The sequence below is a fragment of the Nitratireductor sp. ATLC21 genome (genome assembly GCF_057196525.1).
On the sequence record NZ_JBXUOU010000004.1, the window covers coordinates 164,036 to 178,552 of the forward strand.

Annotated in this window: 14 protein-coding genes; 8 read left to right on the forward strand and 6 right to left on the reverse strand. The window is 62.7% G+C overall.

From position 1 onward, the window contains the following. Positions 1 to 35 precede the first annotated feature (35 nt). Complete coding sequence (locus AC2CHD_RS18735) at positions 36 to 1,139, reverse strand: saccharopine dehydrogenase family protein (protein ID WP_484554861.1); 1,104 nt, start codon at positions 1,137 to 1,139, stop codon at positions 36 to 38. Positions 1,140 to 1,276: 137 nt separating this feature from the next. On the opposite strand from AC2CHD_RS18735, the gene AC2CHD_RS18740 reads away from it, so the two are divergent. Continuing rightward, positions 1,277 to 1,708, forward strand: a complete 432-nt coding sequence (locus tag AC2CHD_RS18740; protein ID WP_484554862.1) for an Lrp/AsnC family transcriptional regulator — start codon at positions 1,277 to 1,279, stop codon at positions 1,706 to 1,708. Between the two features lie 308 nt (positions 1,709 to 2,016). Here the strand turns inward: AC2CHD_RS18740 and AC2CHD_RS18745 are convergent, their stop codons facing one another. The 5 genes from AC2CHD_RS18745 to AC2CHD_RS18765 all read right to left on the reverse strand — a co-directional run bounded on the left by AC2CHD_RS18745 (position 2,017) and on the right by AC2CHD_RS18765 (position 7,152). After that, entirely contained in the window at positions 2,017 to 2,823 is an 807-nt protein-coding gene (locus AC2CHD_RS18745; RefSeq protein ID WP_484554863.1) for an ABC transporter permease, read from the reverse strand. Between the two features lie 190 nt (positions 2,824 to 3,013). Continuing rightward, complete coding sequence (locus tag AC2CHD_RS18750) at positions 3,014 to 3,895, reverse strand: ABC transporter permease (RefSeq protein ID WP_229450781.1); 882 nt, start codon at positions 3,893 to 3,895, stop codon at positions 3,014 to 3,016. Beyond that, positions 3,888 to 4,952, reverse strand: a complete 1,065-nt coding sequence (locus AC2CHD_RS18755) for an ABC transporter ATP-binding protein (RefSeq protein ID WP_484554864.1) — start codon at positions 4,950 to 4,952, stop codon at positions 3,888 to 3,890. The genes AC2CHD_RS18750 and AC2CHD_RS18755 overlap by 8 nt, the downstream gene beginning before the upstream one ends. Before the next feature lie 197 nt (positions 4,953 to 5,149). Continuing rightward, positions 5,150 to 6,274: an extracellular solute-binding protein gene (locus tag AC2CHD_RS18760; protein WP_484554865.1), complete on the reverse strand. Its 1,125-nt coding sequence runs from the start codon at positions 6,272 to 6,274 to the stop codon at positions 5,150 to 5,152. A gap of 113 nt (positions 6,275 to 6,387) precedes the next feature. After that, a complete protein-coding gene (locus tag AC2CHD_RS18765) occupies positions 6,388 to 7,152 on the reverse strand; it encodes an IclR family transcriptional regulator (protein ID WP_484554866.1) in 765 nt (254 codons plus the stop codon). A 142-nt stretch (positions 7,153 to 7,294) separates the two neighbouring features. On the opposite strand from AC2CHD_RS18765, the gene AC2CHD_RS18770 reads away from it, so the two are divergent. The 7 genes from AC2CHD_RS18770 (at position 7,295) to AC2CHD_RS18800 (ending at position 14,517) form a co-directional block, all read left to right on the forward strand. Further along, positions 7,295 to 8,044 carry an SDR family oxidoreductase gene (locus tag AC2CHD_RS18770; RefSeq protein ID WP_484554867.1) on the forward strand — a complete coding sequence of 250 codons (750 nt, stop codon included), beginning with the start codon at positions 7,295 to 7,297 and terminating at the stop codon, positions 8,042 to 8,044. 10 nt (positions 8,045 to 8,054) lie between these two features. Continuing rightward, positions 8,055 to 9,629: a sugar ABC transporter ATP-binding protein gene (locus tag AC2CHD_RS18775; protein WP_484554868.1), complete on the forward strand. Its 1,575-nt coding sequence runs from the start codon at positions 8,055 to 8,057 to the stop codon at positions 9,627 to 9,629. Then, entirely contained in the window at positions 9,626 to 10,633 is a 1,008-nt protein-coding gene (locus tag AC2CHD_RS18780; protein ID WP_007007278.1) for an ABC transporter permease, read from the forward strand. The genes AC2CHD_RS18775 and AC2CHD_RS18780 overlap by 4 nt, the downstream gene beginning before the upstream one ends. Positions 10,634 to 10,713: 80 nt before the next feature. Beyond that, complete coding sequence (locus tag AC2CHD_RS18785; RefSeq protein WP_404935120.1) at positions 10,714 to 11,661, forward strand: ABC transporter substrate-binding protein; 948 nt, start codon at positions 10,714 to 10,716, stop codon at positions 11,659 to 11,661. 83 nt (positions 11,662 to 11,744) lie between these two features. Then, positions 11,745 to 13,040: an L-fuconate dehydratase gene (locus AC2CHD_RS18790; RefSeq protein WP_484554869.1), complete on the forward strand. Its 1,296-nt coding sequence runs from the start codon at positions 11,745 to 11,747 to the stop codon at positions 13,038 to 13,040. Further along, positions 13,037 to 14,077 carry an aldo/keto reductase gene (locus AC2CHD_RS18795; RefSeq protein WP_484554870.1) on the forward strand — a complete coding sequence of 347 codons (1,041 nt, stop codon included), beginning with the start codon at positions 13,037 to 13,039 and terminating at the stop codon, positions 14,075 to 14,077. Before AC2CHD_RS18790 ends, AC2CHD_RS18795 begins: the two co-directional genes overlap by 4 nt. Continuing rightward, positions 14,077 to 14,517 (forward strand): RbsD/FucU family protein, encoded by a 441-nt coding sequence (locus AC2CHD_RS18800; protein WP_229450791.1) that lies wholly within the window; start codon positions 14,077 to 14,079, stop codon positions 14,515 to 14,517. Before AC2CHD_RS18795 ends, AC2CHD_RS18800 begins: the two co-directional genes overlap by 1 nt.

Below are 14,517 nucleotides of genomic sequence, written 5' to 3' on the forward strand. Positions count from 1 at the left end.
GCCAGCGAGGAAATCCCGCGCTGGCCGACTTTACCTCAGGCGGCCTGCGCCTGCGGGCCGGTCTCGGGCTGGTAGGTGCGGCCGAAACGGTTTGCCAGAAAATCCTCAAGCGCGATGTCTTCCTGCTGGACAAAGCCCTTGGATGGCAGCTTGCCGTTGGCGAGCAGGTCGAGCACGGTGCAGATGCCCGCGGCGGTGGTCTTCTGGATGGCGCTGCGGGCAGTTGGCCCGGCCGGGTCGGCAAACACGCTGTTGGCGTAGCTCTCCTGCACCAGCCGGCCATTTTTCAGGCCGGTGATGGTCACGAAGATCACCACCACATCCTGCATGGTGGTGGGCAGCGCGTGCTCGAAAATCTCTTTCAGGAGGTCGCGGCGTTCGCTGAGGCGCAGATCGTTCAAGAGCATTTTCATGATCGAGGCATGGCCCGGATAACGGATCGTGCGGTAGTTGAGATTGCGCACACGGCCCTTGAGCGATTCGCAGATGGAGCCGAGCCCGCCGGAGGTGTTGAACGCCTCGTAGCGCACGCCATCGAGCGAGAACTCCTCGTGCCCCTCAAGCGGCGCGACCTCCTTCATCTCGCCATCGACGATGGCCTCGCAGGGCTCGCAATATTCGTTGATGACGCCTTCCGGCGACCAGGTGAGATTGTAGTTGAGCGCATTGGCCGGAAACTGCGGCAGCGCGCCGACCCGCATGCGCACATCGTGCAGCGCGTCGAAACGCTTGGCCAACGAATTGGCGGCGATGGTGATGAAGCCCGGCGCAAGCCCGCACTGGGGGATGAAGGCCGTCTCGGCGGAAGCAGCGATTTCCTTCACGCGGCGCGTGCTTTTCACGTCCTCGGTCAGGTCGAGATAGTGAACGCCTGCCTCGGCAGCCGCCTCGGCGATGGGAACGGTAAGGTGGTAGGGCGCGGCGTTGAGCAGGGCGAACTTGCCCTTGAGCACGGCGGCAAGGGCCTTCGTGTCGGAGAGGTCGACTTCCACGCCGGAGATCTGCGGGTGAGAGGGCAGGACCGCAAGCTGCTCCGCCGACCGGTCGGCGACGGTGACCGTGTAATCGCCCGAGGCGACCAGCATGTCTGCAATAGCGGATCCAATACGCCCGGCTCCCGTGACAACGATTTCTTTCATCCCGCTCCCTTTCGAATTTGTCTGGCGATTCTGCCTGGATGTTTGTCCAGTCTGGCTTTGATCGACGTTGAATCGAAGTATCAATCCGGGTAGTTTCACTCACGATTTTATGCGTATCGACGAATGGAATGAGCAATATGACGACAACGGACGCAGACCGGTCGGTGATTGCGCTGTTGCGTGAGAATGCGCGCATGCCGGTGTCGGAGATTGCCCGGCGGCTGGGCGTCTCGCGCTCCACCGCGCAGAGCAGGCTGGAGCGGCTTGAGCGCAGCGGAACGATTGCCGGCTATATGGTGCGGCTTTCGGGGGAATATGACGCAGCACAAATCCGCGCGCATCTTCTGGTCACGGTGTCGCCAAAGCTTTCCGGCGATGTGATTACGGCGATGGAGAAGATGCCCGCCGTGCGCACGGTTCACTCCGTGAGCGGGTCGTTCGACATGATCATCATCGTCGAAGCGCCGTCAGTGGCCGAGCTCGACGCGGTGATCGACACGATCGGCGCGCTGAAGGGCGTTGACCGGACGATGAGCTCGATCATCCTGTCGACGAGAATCGACCGTTAGAGCAATTCCAGGAAAAGTGGGAACCGGTTTTCCGTCCGGAATTGCTGAAAAACAATAAGTTAGAGCGTTTTCGCGATTCAACGAAAAGCGGAAGCGCTCTAAGAGCTTCAGCGATCCGCTGACGCGAAACCGTCATCCCGGAAGTCCGAAGGGCTATCCGGGACCCATTGGAAGAACGCCATGGAGCGTGGCCCGGCAGTGGTTCGGCTGGATGGATGCCGGTGGCGCCTTCTGCGGAGATCGGCCTTGCCGCTCAATGGGTCCCGGCTCTCCCTCCGGTCGGCCGGGATGACGTCAAAGTTGCACCGCTACTCCACCGCCATCCGCGCCGCGCCGCGCCTGCGAGCAATCTCGTAGGCGATGGCGCCGAACACGGTGATCGCGATCATGATGAGCGCAAGCGCATTGACGGCGGGTGTCAGCCCCGTGCGCACCTTGGTGGCGATGTAGACCGTGAGCGGCGTGTCGAACCCGCGCACGAAGAGCGTGGTGTTGTAGTTCTCTATGGACTGGAGAACGGCAAGAAAACCGGCGGCAATGAGCGCCGGCTTCAGGAAGGGCAAAAGCACGCGGCGGAAGACCATGAATTTCGACGCACCGAGGCCAAGAGCCGCCTCTTCCTGCGTGGGATCGAAACGCTGGAGGCGCGCCGTGATCATCAGCATCACATAGCAGATGATGAAGCTTGCCTGAGCGACCACGATAAGGAAAACACCGCCCCCGACGCCAAGCTGCCGCCAGAGAACCAGCGTGGCGATGCCGATGACCACGCCGGGCGTGAGCAGCGGCGACACCATGACCGCATACATGAAGCTGCGCGCGCGCGCATGCAGGCTGGTGAGAACGAGGGCCGCCGCCGTGCCGATGGGCAGGACGGTGATGACCACGAAGAAAGCGACGACGAAGGAGGTCCACAGCGACTGCCACATGCCGCCATCGCTCCACAGCGCGTCGAACCATTGTAGCGTCGTGCCGCGCCATGGCGTTACGGTGGGGAAGCGGCTCGTGTTGAACGTGGCGATGCCCATGATGGCGAGCGGCGCGAACAGGTAGAGAAAGAACGCCACCATGTAGAAGCCGAACAAGGCGCGGGCGATGCGGTCGGCGGCACTCATGCGCGACCCTCCGGGGCTGGCCGGAGAGGCCGGTGCTGCCCCTCACCTGCCTGCCGGCATCCTCTCCCCGTAAACGGGGCGAGGAAAGGCAATGGGCATCTCGGCGCGTTGCCTTCTCCCCGTGCGCGGGGAGAAGGTGCCCGAAGGGCGGATGAGGGGCAGCACTGGCTTTTGTAAATAGCCACGGCACTCATTTCGCCACCTCCGTCAGGCTCACGCGGGCAATGCGCAGCGTGACGAGCACCACCGCAAGGCACAGAACCAGAAGCACCAGCGCATAAGCGGCACCGCGGTTCCAGTCGCCGCCCTCGAAGAACCAGTTGTAGATGATCTCGGTGAACCAGCGGCTGCCCGGCGCGCCGAGAAGGGCAGGCGCGACATAGCTGCCGGCGGCGAGCATGAAGGTGAAGACGCAGCCCGTGGCGATGCCCGCCTTGGCGTGCGGGATGACCACCCGCCAGTGAATGCGCCAGGTGGAGGCGCCGAGATCGCGCGCGGCCTCGATCTGCGATTTGTCGAGGGATTCGATGGCGTTGTAGATCGGGAACAGCATGAACAGGATATAGGCATAGGTCATACCCGCCAGCACGCCGCCATCGCCATACCAGCGCACCGGTTCGTCGATGATGCCGAGCGACAGGAGAAAGGCATTCAGCGGCCCGCGAAACGCAAGCAGGATATACCAGGCCAGCGTGCGCAAGACCTCGTTGATCCAGAACGGAATGGTGAGGGCCAGAAGCACAACCGCCGTCTGGTTCACCGTTGCGTGTTGGGCAAGCCAAAACGCCATCGGATAACACACCAGAAAGGTGATGAAGGCGACAAGCGCGCTCGCCCACACGGTCTTGAAGAAGATCGCGCGGTGAACGCCCTCATTGGCCAGATAGAGAATGTTGTCGAGTGAATAGACATCCTCCGGCCCGCCAAGCTGCGAGGGCGGCAGGTTGGGCCGCAGCGCATAGTCGATCATCATGACATTGGGCGCGAGCACCATGCCGGCGAGCCATACGCCAACCAGCGCCAGAAACAGCGTGCCGAGGCCACCGCCGAAGCGTCTGTAGAGCTCAGACATCGGGCAGCACCACCGCGTTTGTGCTTTCAAAGCCGAAGCCGGATTTTTCGCCGATGGCGGGAGCGCTCGCAAGTTCGGTGCTGGCGATGGAGGCGACCAGCGGCGTGCCGTCTTCGGCGACGCCATGCGCCAGCGCAAAAGCGCCCTCGAAATCGATGCGCTCGATGGTGGCGGCAAGCCGGTTGGCCCCGCCCTTCGGTTTCAGCGCTTCAGGCCGCACATAAAGCTTTGCCGCCGCACCGCTTGAAAGCCCGTCGCCGGCGCGGCCGGTCAAGGTTCCATGCGCGGTTTCCACCGTGGCGATGCCGTTGTCGATGCCCTTCACCGTGCAGGAGAGCGCATTTGTTTCGCCAACAAAGGTGGCGACGAAGGGCGTGGCCGGATTGTCGTAAAGCTCGCGCGGTGCGCCCACCTGCTGAACCACGCCGGCGCTCATCACCGCAACGCGGTCCGACATGGCGAGCGCCTCGGACTGGTCGTGCGTGATGTAGATGAAGGTGACGCCAGTGCGCTTTTGCAGGGCGCGAAGCTCGGCGCGCATGTGCTGGCGCAGTTTGAGATCGAGCGCGGACAAGGGTTCGTCGAGCAGCAGCACCTGCGGCTCGACCGCAAGCGCGCGGGCAATGGCAACGCGCTGGCGCTGGCCGCCGGAAAGTTCGCCCGGCATGCGGTCGCCATAGCCTTCAAGCGCGATCAGTTTCAGAAGATCGTTCGCCTTCTTGCGGCGCTCGACCTTCGAGACGCCGCGCGCCTCCAGCCCGAAGGCGATGTTTTCCCACACGGGCATCAGGGGAAAGAGCGCCAGCGACTGGAAGATCATCGCCGTCGGGCGCTGGTTCGGCCCCAGCGGGGTCATGTCCTTCTCGCCAATCAGGATGCGGCCTTCAGTCGGGTTCAGGAAACCGGCGATGACGCGCAAAAGCGTGGTCTTGCCGCAGCCGGACGGCCCGAGAATGGAGAAGAATTCCCCGCCTTCAACCGTGAAGGACACATCGTCGACGGCGCGGGTGGTGCCGAATGTGACGCCGACACGATCGAGCTCTACGGAATGTGACATGGGCCTCCAATGTTTCCCGATGTTTGGTGGGCGTGCGCAAGGATTGTCCGGTGGCGCCCGCCCCTCATCCGCCTGCCGGCACCTTCTCCCCGCAAGCGGGGAGAAGGAAGATGGCCGCAACGTCTATGTCCCCCTCTCCCCGCGTGCGGGGAGAGGGTAAGGGTGAGGGGCGAGCGCCGTCATTTCTTCCAGCAGCCTCAGGCCGAAAGGAAGCGGTCCTGATACTCGTTGCGCTTGGCGACGAACCAGCTTTCCTGGATCGGCCACCACCACAGCTTGTCGAGCGCATCCTCCGGATAGGCGGCGGCGAAGAACGCCTTGGCGTCGTCCGAGGTCTTGTCGGCAGCGCCCACGGCGGTGGAGTTGATCGAGGTGGCGTTGGTGTACATGGCGCCGGCTTCCGGCGTCAGGAACCAGTTGATGAAGGCATAGGCCTGGTCGAGATTTTCCGCACCCTTTGGGATCGCCACACCTTCCATCCACGCCAGCGCGCCTTCCTTCGGCGCGATGAAGCCGATGGGCAGACCTTCCTTGGCGAGTGCCGCGGCGGTCGAATCCCAGGTCTGGCCGATGGCGCAGCCATTGACGCGGAAGGCACCCTGCGCCTCGTTCTCGTTGGACCAGAACTGCGCGATGTTGGCCTTGCGGGCAATCGCTTCCTCGAGAATCACGTCGTAGATCTTGACCATGTTCTCTTCGGACTTGAAGGCGTCCGTCATCGGCATGGGCAGCTTGCCCTCGCCTTCGAGCCAGAGGCCGAGGCCAACGAGGCCCGAATGGCCGCGCACTGTGGCCTTGCTCTTCATTTCCGGCTTCCAGATGTCGCCATAGGAGGCCGTGCCATATTCGAGCGGCGCCTGATCCTTGTCGAAGGAAACGGCTTCCGTGCCCCAGTCGGTGGGCACCTGATAGCGCTTGCCGTCGATCACCGCGCCAAGATTGGCGGAGTTCGTCCAGGCGCTCGGCAGGCAGTTGTCGACGTTGACCTTGCTCTCGTCGATGGGCTGCACGAGCTCGAACTCGACATAGTTGGGCACGCGGTCGACCGTCGGCCAGATGATGTCGAAACCGCCGCCATTGTTGGCGCGGAGCTGGTTCAGAAGCTCGTCATTGGTGCCGTAGGGCGTGTATTTTGCCTTGATGCCGGTCTCTTTTTCGAAGGCGGCGAGCATCTCGTCGTTCAGATAGCCGGCCCAGGCGAAGATGTTCACCGAGCCGGAGGAGCCCTGCGCATAGCTGCGCGAAATGAACGGCGCGGCCAGCGAAAGGCCAGCCATCGAGGCAGCGCCCTTGATGAAGTTGCGGCGTTTGATCAATGTCATGGAAAGCACTCCCCTGATTTCTGCGTTGAGATCGCAGGCGTTATTCCCGCTATGTTACAGCGCGATGACCGGGCGGCAACAAAAAACGTCGAAAACGTTGAGGATGCCAAAAATCAGGAGATCGAGAGGCTCTCCGCGACCTCCTTTAGAGCCGCAAGCGCGGTTTCCACATCCGCGGCCTGCGTGTCTTCCAACTGTTCGAAATAGGGGCAGGTGAGCACCGCCATGGCATCGCAGGAGGGGCCGAAAACCGGCACGGAAATATCTCGAACCCCAACGAGCTGAAGACTGTCGCCGATACGGTATCCCCGTGTGCGCACATCTTCCAGAGAAGGCTCCATGGCCGTGAGATGGCGCACCCGGTCTGCACCGCCCCAGATGGCAAGCGTCTCGTTGCGCCGGTCCGGGCTCTGGAATGCAAGCAGGGTCTGGCCCGAACCTGTGTTGAGCAGATCGAGTTGGGCGCCCGGGCGCAGCCGAAACTCCCAGTTGGCGGGGCTGCTGGCCTGCGCCACGACGATGGCGTAGCCGCGCTCCGGCGCCACGAGATGCACCGACTGATGCGTCCTGCGCGCAAAGCCGTCCATCAGTGGCAAGGCACGGGCGGCAAGCCGACGCAGCGGCGGATGCTGGCTGCCGAGCATGAAGAGCTTCATCGTCAGCGCATAGCGATCACCCTCGATGGAGCGGCTCACATAGTCGCGCGCCACCAGGCGCTCGAGCATGCGGTAAATCTCGCTTGGGCCGCGGCCCATTTCCTTGACAATCTCGGCGCGGGTCAGTCCGTTGGGCTGGCGGGAAAGCAGTTCGAGAATATCGAGCCCCTTGTCCAGCGCAGGGGCGCGGTAGCGCTCTTCCGTGGTCTTCCTGCTGCTCACCTTTTCGCCCTCCGGTCCGGTGCATTGACGGGGAATCGTCTCTCTTGTCAACTTTGATATTGCAATGATCTTTCATATATGAATAGACTATTCGTATATAAACGATGATGGAGCTGCGGCTCAATAGGGAGGAGGTCATCGTATGCGACTTGAAGGAAAGCGGATTCTGATATCCGCCGCCGCTCAGGGTATTGGTCGTGCCAGCGCGCTTGCCTGTGCCGCCGAAGGAGCGTCGGTCATCGCCGTCGACATCAATGAAAAGGGGCTTGCCTCGCTGGCTGCTGAAAACAGCGCCATAGAGACGCACCGGCTGGATGTGTGCGACCGCACCGCCATCGATGCGCTGGCTCAGAAAGCAGGAAAGCTCGACGGGCTTTTCAATTGCGCCGGCTTTGTTCACCACGGAACGATCCTCGACGTGACGGAAGAGGACTGGGCCTTCAGCACCGACCTCAACATCACCTCCATGTATCGCATGACACAGGCTTTCCTGCCCGGCATGCTGGAGAGGGCAGAGGAGACGGGCAGCGTCTCCGTTCTCAACATGGCCTCCATGGCCTCTTCCATCAAAGGCTTCGTCAACCGGGCCGTCTATGGCGCGACCAAGGCAGCCGTGATCGGACTGACCAAATCGATCGCCGCCGATTTCGTGAAACAGGGGGTGCGCTGCAATGCGCTCTGCCCCGGCACGGTCGACACGCCCTCGCTGCGCGGACGCATCGCCTCCGCCCCCGATCCGGTGCAGGCGGAAAAGGATTTCATCGCGCGCCAGCCCATGGGGCGGCTCGCCACTGTGGACGACATGACACCGATGGTGCTCTATCTCCTTTCGGATGAAAGCCGCTTTGTCACCGGGCAGGCGATGCTCGTCGATGGCGGCGTGACGATCTGAGGATCGCGCGATGGCAACGGCGTCCACGAGCATGACGACCGAAGCCGGCAAAAATGAAATCCGGCCGGTCGTTTCCATGCGCGGCATCGAAAAGCGCTTTCCCGGCGTGCATGCGCTCAGGGATGTGCGCTTCGAGCTGATGCCCGGTGAGGTCCACGCGCTGATGGGAGAGAATGGCGCGGGAAAGTCCACGCTGATGAAAATTCTCTCCGGCATCTACCCGAAGGATGAGGGCGAGGTGCTGATCGACGGCCAGCCGGTCGAGATCGAGAGCCCGCGCGCCGCGCAGGATCTGGGCATCAGCATCATTCATCAGGAACTCAGCCTGATGAATGATCTGACCGCTGCCCAGAACATCTTCATCGGCCGCGAGCCGCGCCTGCGCTTCGGCAGGCTGGACGAGACCGCGCTCAATCGCCAGACGGCGGAAATCTTCGCCTCCATGAATCTGAAGCTCGACCCAAGGGTGCAGGTGGGCGGGCTTACCATCGCCAAACAGCAGATGGTGGAGATCGCCAAGGCGCTCTCCTTCCATTCGCGCGTGCTGATCATGGACGAGCCGACAGCGGCCCTGAACAATGCCGAGATCGAGGAACTGTTCGTCATCATCCGCCGGCTGAAGGCCGAAGGTGTCGGCATCATCTACATTTCGCACAAGATGGATGAGCTGAAGCGCATTGCCGACCGGGTGACGGTGATGCGCGACGGGCAATATGTGGACACGGTGTCCGCCACAGACACACCGGTGAACGAGATCATTTCCATGATGGTGGGGCGGGCGCTGACCGACAGTGCCGTCAAGGTGCCCGACCTCAAAGACGCACCTGTCGCGCTGGAAGTGAAGGGGCTCACGCGCGGACGCGAAATCCGCAATGTCAGTTTCTCGGTTCGCCAGGGAGAGATCCTCGGCTTTGCCGGGTTGATGGGGGCAGGCCGCACGGAAGTGGCGCGGGCGATCTTCGGCGCTGACCCGCGTGAGGCCGGTGAGATCATCGTCAACGGCACACCGGTTGATATCCGCAGGCCCGCCGATGCGGTCGCCGCCGGCATTGGCTACCTCTCCGAAGACCGCAAGCATTTCGGCCTTGCGGTGGGCATGGATGTCCGCGCCAATGTCGCCATGGCGAGCCTGGAGCGCTTTACCGGCAGGCTCGGCGCGCTCGACGAGGCGGGCATGCGCGATGCCGCGCGCGGCTATATCCAGCAGCTCGACATCCGCACCCCTTCCGACCGGCAGGAGGTGCGCCTTCTCTCCGGCGGGAACCAGCAGAAGGTGGTCATCGCCAAATGGCTTCTGCGCGACTGCGACATCCTGATCTTCGATGAGCCAACACGCGGCATCGACGTCGGCGCGAAGAGCGAAATCTACAAACTGTTGAATGCGCTGGCGGCACAGGGACGGGCGATCATCGTGATCTCGTCGGAACTGCCGGAAGTGCTGCGGCTCAGCCACCGCATTGCCGTCATGTGCGAGGGGCGGCTGACAGGCATTCTGCCGGGAGGGGCGGAAACCAGCCAGGAGGACATCATGCGCCTTGCCACAGAACGCGAGAGCGCCATGGAACCGGTGGGAGGAGAAGAATGAGCACCGTGGAAGCCACTCCGCAGGCCGGCTTTGCCGCACGGCTTCTGCAGGCGGGCGCACACCAGAAACTGCTGGCCTTCATGAGCCTGATCATACTTCTGATCGGCTTTTCGCTGGCCTCGCCAAACTTCATGCAGACCTCGAACATCATCGCCATTCTGCAGGCGACCTCGGTGAACGGGGTTCTGGCCATTGCGGCCACGCTCGTCATCATCACCGGCGGCATCGACCTTTCGGTCGGCACGCTGATGACGTTCTGCGCGGTCATCGCCGGCGTGGTGCTGACTTATTGGGGTCTGCCGCTGCCATTCGGCGTTCTCGCGGCCATTGGCGCCGGTGCGCTGTGCGGGCTCACCTCGGGCACTTTCGTCGCCAAGATGAAGATCCCGCCCTTCATTGCAACGCTCGGCATGATGTTGATGCTCAAGGGGCTGTCGCTCGTCATATCCGGCACGCGGCCGATCTATTTCAACGACACGCCGGGCTTTACCGAGATTTCCCGCGGGTCGCTGATCGGCGAGGTCATCCCCGCCCTGCCGATCCCCAATGGCGTGCTGATCCTGTTTCTCGTGGCCATCGCAGCAAGCTACATTCTGGGCCGCACCGTGCTCGGGCGCTACACTTTTGCACTGGGTTCCAACGAGGAATCGGTGCGCCTTTCCGGTGTCAACACGGATGCGTGGAAGATGGCGGTCTATGCGCTGGCCGGCGGCATATGCGGCATTGCCGGCCTGCTCATCGCCTCGCGCCTCAATTCCGCGCAGCCCGCTCTTGGTCTCGGCTACGAGCTTGAGGCGATTGCCGCCGTCGTCATCGGCGGAACCTCGCTTGCCGGCGGGCGCGGCACGATCCTCGGCACGCTGATCGGCGCCTTGATCATGGCGGTTCTGGCCAATGGCCTGCGCATCCTCTCGGTGGCGCAGGAATGGCAGACCGTGGTGACGGGCGCGATCATCATTCTCGCCGTCTATGCCGACATGATGCGCAAGCGGCGCATGGGATGAGTTTCAACACGAAGAGGGCGGTGAACGCCCCGGGTTTCGATCAGATAAGTGAGTGTGAGCAAGAAACCGGAGGAGGAAACATGTTCACGAGACGCGCAATGCTGGGCGCCATCAGCGCCGCAGCCCTCGTCGCAAGCGGTATGGCCGCTTCGGCGCAGGACAAGATGTATATCCCGCTGATCTCGAAAGGGTTCCAGCACCAGTTCTGGCAGGCCGTGAAAGCCGGTGCCGACAAGGCAGCCGAGGAGCTGGACGTGGAGGTCACCTTCGAGGGGCCGGACAATGAAACCATGGTCGACCGCCAGATCGACATGCTGGCGGCAGCCCTTGCCAAGAAGCCGGCAGCACTCGGCTTTGCCGCCCTCGACAGCCAGGCGGCCATTCCGCTGCTGAAACAGGCGGATGAGGCGGGCATTCCCGTGATCGCTTTTGACTCCGGTGTCGACAGCGACATCCCGAAAGCGACGGCCTCGACCGACAACCTGGCCGCAGCCGCCCTTGCCGCCGACAAGATGGCAGAACTGATCGGCGGGGCTGGGCAGGTTGCCGTTGTCGCCCACGACCAGACGAGCCGCACCGGCATCGACCGGCGCGACGGTTTCGTCAATCAGGTGAAGGAGAAATATCCGGACATCGAGATCGTCACCATCCAGTATGGCGGCGGCGACCACCTGCAGTCGACGGAGATCACCAAGTCCATCCTTCAGGCCAATCCGGATCTGAAGGGCATTTTCGGCACCAATGAAGGCTCCGCCATCGGCGTGGTCAATGGTGTGCGCGAGATGGATCGCTCCAATGTCGTGATCATCGGCTACGATTCCGGCGCGCAGCAGAAAGAGGCAATCCGCGAAGGCCTCATGGCCGGTGCGATCACGCAGAACCCGGTCGGCATCGGTTACGAGACGGTCAAGGCCGCCGTGGCCGCCGCCAAGGGCGAAGAGGTGCCGGCTTCCATCGATACCGGCTTCTACTATTACGACAAGACCAACATCGACGATCCGGAAATCGCAGCCGTTCTTTACGACTGATCCGGGATCGCCAATCGCTCCGGGGAGCCTTCCCCGGAGCGCCATTCAAACAACGGATTTGACGACTGACCATGACTCGGACCATGACCAGGATCACCGGCCTGCGCACCGTGGATGTGCGCTTTCCCACCTCCGACCATCTGGATGGATCGGATGCCATGAACCCGGACCCGGACTATTCGGCGGCCTATGTGATCCTCGAAACCGATGGCGAGCACGAAGGCCACGGCCTGACCTTCACCATCGGGCGGGGCAACGACATCTGCTGCGCCGCCATCGAGGCGATGCGCCATCTGGTCGTCGGGCTCGACATGAACTGGGTGGCCGAGGACATGGGCCGCTTCTGGCGGCATGTCACCTCCGACAGCCAGTTGCGCTGGATCGGACCCGACAAGGGCGCGATCCATCTGGCAACAGGCGCGGTGGTGAACGCCGTCTGGGATCTGTGGGCAAAAATCGAGGGCAAGCCGGTGTGGCGGCTGGTGGCCGAGATGAGCCCCGAAGAGCTGGTGCGCTGCATCGACTTCCGCTACATCACCGATTGCATCACACCGGAAGAAGCACTTGCCTTCCTGCGTGAAAGAGCGAAGGGCAAGGAAGAGCGCATCGCCACGCTCGAACGCGAGGGCTACCCCTGCTACACCACATCCGCAGGCTGGCTCGGCTATGACGATGAAAAGCTCCGCCGGCTGTGCCGCGAGGCGGTGGATGCCGGGTTCAAGCACATCAAGATGAAGGTTGGTCGCGATCTCGACGACGACATTCGCCGGCTCACCATCGCCCGCGAAGTGGTCGGCCCGGATGTCAATCTCATGATAGACGCCAATCAGGTTTGGGAAGTCGATGAGGCCATCGAGTGGGTGGGGAAACTTGCTTTCGCCAAACCCTGGTTCATCGAAGAGCCAACCAGTCCGGACGACATTGAAGGACATCGCAAGATCCGCGAAGGTGTCGCGCCGGTTGAGGTTGCCACCGGCGAGATGTGCCAGAACCGCATCATCTTCAAACAGCTCATCATGCGCGGCGCCATCGATGTGGTGCAGATCGATTCCTGCCGGCTCGGCGGTGTGAACGAGATTCTCGCCGTCATGTTGATGGCGGCAAAACACGGGCTCAAGGTCTGCCCGCATGCGGGCGGTGTCGGTCTTTGCGAATATGTGCAGCATCTCTCCATGATCGACTATCTATGCATCGCCGGCACACGCGAGGGCCGCGTCATCGAATATGTCGACCATCTGCATGAGCATTTTGTCGAACCCTGCGTGATCCGCAACGCGGCCTATATGCCGCCGCAGGCACCGGGCTTCTCCATCGAGATGAAACCGGCATCACTGGAGAAATACCGTCACCACCCGGCGCGGGATCAGGTGCCGGCATGAGAGCTTCGGACCCGGTTGCGCTGCGCGGCGGCACCGTGCCGCCGGTCATGCTGACGCGCATGGGCTTTGGCGGCGCGCCGCTCGGCAATCTCTATCGCCGGGTCGAGGAAGCGGACGCGCAGGCGACGCTGCAGGCCGCTTTCGACGGCGGCATGCGCTATTTCGACACCGCGCCGCAATATGGCCTCGGGCTTTCCGAACAGCGCTTCGGACAGGCGATCCGGCGCTTCGGGCGCGATGCGATCACGCTCTCGACCAAGGTCGGGCGGCTTCTGGAAGACTGCGGACCGGACGAAGTCACACCCACCGCCTTTGTCGACACGCCCCAGAAGAGGATCGTCTACGACTACACCTATGATGGCGTGATGCGCAGCCATGAGGCAAGCCTCGCGCGGCTCGGTGTGGAGCGTGTCGACATCCTTCTCGTGCACGATGTGGACGTTTTCACCCACGGCACTCAGGAGGCAAGCGACGCGAAGGTGCGCGAGCTTTTCGACGGTGGTGGCTATCGCGCGCTCTGCGAGCTGAAAGAGGCGGGGCAGGTGCGGGCCATCGGCGCCGGCGTCAATGAATGGCAGGTGTGCGAACGCCTGCTCGGGCTGGGCGATTTCGACGCTTTTCTCTTGGCCGGGCGCTACACGCTTCTGGAACAGGAAGCGCTCGACAGTTTCCTGCCGCTCTGCGTGAAGCGCGATGTCGGCATCATTCTGGGTGGACCCTACAATTCCGGCATTCTGGCGACCGGGGCCATCGAGGGCGCGCGCTATAATTACGAGCCCGCGCCGGCAGACATCCTTGAAAGGGTGCGGCGGATCGAGGCCGTGTGCGCGGCGCACGGCGTGAAGCTGATCGAGGCGGCGCTGCAATTCGTGATGGGACACCCGGCGGTGCGCACGGTTATCCCCGGTGCGATGACACCGGAAGAAGTGCAGGCGAACATCGCGCTTTTTTCCCGTAATGTGCCCGTCGGACTGTGGTCTGACCTCAAGGGCCAGAACCTGATCCGGCCCGACGCACCGACACCGGAGGAAAACTGATGCTGCGTGGTATCGACCCCATTCTCTCACCCGATCTCCTGCGCATCCTGCGCGCCATGGGCCATGGCGACGAGATCGTCATTGCCGATGCGAACTTTCCCGGCGAGGCGAGCGCGCGCGATTTCGTGCGGCTCGACGGCATTTCCGCGCCGCGCGTGCTGGAAGCGGTTCTGAGCGTGATGCCGCTCGATTCCTTTGTCGACGATCCCGCGATCAGCATGCAGATGGTGGACGACCCGGATGGTGTGCCGCCGGTGGTGGCCGAGTTTCAGACCGTGATCGATCGCGTGGCGGACAACCCGGCGCAGATACGCCCGCTGGAGCGCTTTGCCTTCTACGACCGCGCGCGCGATGCCTTTGCCGTCATCCAGACCGGCGAGCGGCGCTTTTACGGCAATGTGATCCTGAAGAAGGGCGTTCTGCCGCAAGAGGGCGCCTGA

What these genes read in the sequence shown, in the direction of transcription:
- AC2CHD_RS18735 (WP_484554861.1), bottom strand. Translation starts at nt 1,139, where the DNA reads ATGAAAGAAATCGTTGTCACGGGAGCCGGGCGTATTGGATCCGCTATT.
- AC2CHD_RS18740 (WP_484554862.1), top strand. Translation starts at nt 1,277, where the DNA reads ATGACGACAACGGACGCAGACCGGTCGGTGATTGCGCTGTTGCGTGAG.
- AC2CHD_RS18745 (WP_484554863.1), bottom strand. Translation starts at nt 2,823, where the DNA reads ATGAGTGCCGCCGACCGCATCGCCCGCGCCTTGTTCGGCTTCTACATG.
- AC2CHD_RS18750 (WP_229450781.1), bottom strand. Translation starts at nt 3,895, where the DNA reads ATGTCTGAGCTCTACAGACGCTTCGGCGGTGGCCTCGGCACGCTGTTT.
- AC2CHD_RS18755 (WP_484554864.1), bottom strand. Translation starts at nt 4,952, where the DNA reads ATGTCACATTCCGTAGAGCTCGATCGTGTCGGCGTCACATTCGGCACC.
- AC2CHD_RS18760 (WP_484554865.1), bottom strand. Translation starts at nt 6,274, where the DNA reads ATGACATTGATCAAACGCCGCAACTTCATCAAGGGCGCTGCCTCGATG.
- AC2CHD_RS18770 (WP_484554867.1), top strand. Translation starts at nt 7,295, where the DNA reads ATGCGACTTGAAGGAAAGCGGATTCTGATATCCGCCGCCGCTCAGGGT.
- AC2CHD_RS18775 (WP_484554868.1), top strand. Translation starts at nt 8,055, where the DNA reads ATGGCAACGGCGTCCACGAGCATGACGACCGAAGCCGGCAAAAATGAA.
- AC2CHD_RS18780 (WP_007007278.1), top strand. Translation starts at nt 9,626, where the DNA reads ATGAGCACCGTGGAAGCCACTCCGCAGGCCGGCTTTGCCGCACGGCTT.
- AC2CHD_RS18785 (WP_404935120.1), top strand. Translation starts at nt 10,714, where the DNA reads ATGTTCACGAGACGCGCAATGCTGGGCGCCATCAGCGCCGCAGCCCTC.
- AC2CHD_RS18790 (WP_484554869.1), top strand. Translation starts at nt 11,745, where the DNA reads ATGACCAGGATCACCGGCCTGCGCACCGTGGATGTGCGCTTTCCCACC.
- AC2CHD_RS18795 (WP_484554870.1), top strand. Translation starts at nt 13,037, where the DNA reads ATGAGAGCTTCGGACCCGGTTGCGCTGCGCGGCGGCACCGTGCCGCCG.
- AC2CHD_RS18800 (WP_229450791.1), top strand. Translation starts at nt 14,077, where the DNA reads ATGCTGCGTGGTATCGACCCCATTCTCTCACCCGATCTCCTGCGCATC.